1 protein-coding gene is annotated in these 2,559 nt (G+C 63.9%); it reads left to right on the top strand.

The features are described 5' to 3' along the window. The first annotated feature begins 729 nt into the window (after positions 1-729). Complete coding sequence (gene ltrA / locus AQJ91_RS48165; RefSeq protein ID WP_067036732.1) at positions 730-2,442, top strand: group II intron reverse transcriptase/maturase; 1,713 nt, start codon at positions 730-732, stop codon at positions 2,440-2,442. Positions 2,443-2,559 lie beyond the last annotated feature (117 nt).

The raw sequence follows: 2,559 nt of genomic DNA, 5'->3' as shown, positions 1-2,559 counted from the left end.
TGCGACACGAAAGCCGCTTGAGAAGAGCGGACTCACCGAAGGAGGATCGACTGATGTCGAAGGTGTAGCTCCCGAGCCAGTGCACAGGGCTCGTTCCCGCCTCAGCGTGCGTCGTGAGTAATCGCGGGGTGCGAAGCCTGGGGAAATGCCCAAGGATCCTCGTTCCATCCGGGGGTTACAGGCTGGGAAATGCCGGACGGGTGAATGCGAATGAACCCTTGATGATGCCTCGTCATGAGCACTCTCGCCGATGGGTCGTTTCAGCGAGAGATAGGGACTGGCCGCTGGAAAGTGGCAGGTGCCGACTGGGGAAATCTGGCCAGTCGGGAGTGCACCGCCGTCCCCGGGGTGCAGAGGGCACCCTCACCGGCAGCATCTCTCTCATGCGGAACGTGACAACCCCGATGGAGTCCAGGCAATGTAATTCTGACCTGGTAAGCCAACCGTAAGGAAGGCCCAACTCTCCAGCGGGCGCAGGAAGACCCAGAAAGCGAATGCCGGTCGCCGAAAGGCAACAGGAAACCGGGAACCATACGCTGACACCTCCGTCGGCGGTCCCCGCATAACTGGCCGGATAGGGGCCGATGTCCCGGCCTGAAAGGGCGCTGACGTGGGTCTGGTGAGCCCGTGAAGAAACGATGACCAAAGACATCTGAACCGAAGGGCAAGTTGGACGCCGTGACGACACACGTGGCTGGGGCGGCGCAAGCCGCTGCGACCGCAGCCGGCATGGCGAACGGACCGGAGGACGAGATCACCGACTGGCCGTCGATCGACTGGCGGACAGTCGAGGACGACGTACGGCGTCTGCGGCAACGCATCTTCACGGCATCGCAGGCAGGAGACCTGGCCAAGGTCAGGAATCTGCAGAAGTTGATGCTCCGCTCCCGCGCCAACACACTCGCGAGTGTGCGGCGGGTCACGGAGGTCAACGCTGGCCGCAAGACGGCGGGCGTCGACGGGAAAGTCGTCCTGCTGCCCCAGGGAAAGGCCGAGTTGGCCGACTGGGTCCAGCATGACGCGGACCCGTGGAAGCCCAAGCCCGTCAAGCGAGTGTATATAGCCAAGGCGAATGGGAAGCAGCGCCCACTTGGAATTCCTGTGATCGCCGACAGATGCCTTCAAGCTCTGACGCTGAATGCACTGGAGCCCGAGTGGGAGGCACGTCTGGAACCGAAGGTCTACGGTTTCCGTCCAGGTCGTGGCTGTCATGACGCGATCGTTGCCATCCACACGACGGCGAGCGGCAAGAACGCCAAACGCTTGTGGGTGCTCGACGCGGACTTGAAAGCGGCATTCGACCGAATCGACCACGATCACCTGCTCGCGTCACTGGGCTCGTTCCCTGGAAGGGGATTGATCGCCGGATGGCTTAAGGCTGGTGTGGTCGAGAAAGGTTGGTTCACCCCCACGGTGGAGGGAACTCCCCAGGGCGGGGTGATCAGTCCCGCGTTGTTGAACATCGCCTTGCACGGAATGGGAAAGGCTGCTGGAGTCCGTTACCAGAATCTCGGCAGTGATGCCACGATTCTGGCGCGCGACTCTCCGGTTCTGGTCGCCTACGCCGACGACCTTCTCGCCCTGTGCCATTCTCGGGAACAGGCCGAGCAGGTCAAGGCGCGGCTGACTGTGTGGCTCGCGCCCCGGGGCCTGGCCTTCAACGAGGACAAGACACGCATTGTCCACCTCGATGAGGGCTGCGACTTCCTGGGGTTCAACATCCGACGCTACCGCAGCAAGTTGCTGACCAAACCGAGCAACGCGGCCTTGCGGCGGATCCGGGAACGGCTTGCCGCCGAGGTGCTGGCCCTGCGAGGGTCCAACGCCGACGCGGTGATCGCCAAGCTCAACCCGATCATCAAGGGCTGGGCTGCCTACTACCGGATCGGGGTGTCCAAGCGGGCGTTCAACTCGCTGGACGCCTACGTGTGGAGACTGGTCTACAAGTGGGCCAAGTTCTCCCACCCGAACAAGCCGATGCGCTGGGTGACTGCCCGGTACTTCGGCATGTTCAACCCGTTCAGGCAGGACACATGGGTATTCGGGGACCGCGCCAGCGGTTTCTACCTCTACAAGTTCGCCTGGACGCCGATCGTCCGGCACCGGATGGTGCCAGGAAGGGCGTCAACCGACGATCCCGCCCTGGCCGACTTCTGGGCCAAGCGGCGCCGCCGCGGCAAACTCCCGCTGGGCAAGGGCACCTTGCATCTGTTGCAGATGCAAGACGGCCGATGTCCGCTCTGCGGAGGGCTGCTGCTGCACGCCGACCACGAGCCGCAAACTCCCGACCAGTGGGAGCAGTGGCTCAAGGGCACCCGCATCGCGATCCGCAAACACGCGGTCACCGCCGAAGCGGGCAACGGCAAGCCGGACAAACCCGCCGCCTCACGCCTGATACACACCCACTGCCAGCGTCGGCTGGCCACTGGCCCCGGCCGGTGACCAGCACTTCTGTTCGCCCGCGAGCCCAAGGGGCTTGCTTGAGCCGGTTGCCTGGAAAGCGGGCACGGCCGGTTCTGAGGGGGGACCGCTGCAGCAATGCAGCGGTCCTACCCGACG

Source organism: Streptomyces dysideae (assembly GCF_001514305.1).
In the GTDB taxonomy this organism is placed as follows: Bacteria; Actinomycetota; Actinomycetes; order Streptomycetales; family Streptomycetaceae; genus Streptomyces; species Streptomyces dysideae.
This window is presented reverse-complemented; position numbering and strand designations above follow the sequence as displayed.